The organism is Collinsella aerofaciens (assembly GCF_018785245.1).
GTDB classification, from domain to species: domain Bacteria; phylum Actinomycetota; class Coriobacteriia; order Coriobacteriales; family Coriobacteriaceae; genus Collinsella; species Collinsella aerofaciens_AD.
Genome location: NZ_WQPL01000055.1, coordinates 1 through 201, shown reverse-complemented (window position 1 = coordinate 201; position 201 = coordinate 1). Strand labels below are relative to the sequence as shown.

1 rRNA gene is annotated in these 201 nt (G+C 60.7%); it reads left to right on the top strand.

From position 1 onward, the window contains the following. Positions 1–201 (top strand): 23S ribosomal RNA (locus GPK39_RS08820); the annotation flags it as partial.

Genomic DNA, 201 nt, shown 5'->3' with positions numbered 1-201 from the left:
AAGGACGCGGCAAGCTGCGATAATCCCCGGCGAGGAGCACACATCCTTCGACCCGGGGGTCTCCGAATGGGCGAACCCATGCACAGCAGTGTGCATATCCCCACCCCGAACACATAGGGGCGGGGAGGACAACCCGGGGAACTGAAACATCTAAGTACCCGGAGGAGAGGAAATCAATCTCGAGACTCCCCGAGTAGCGGC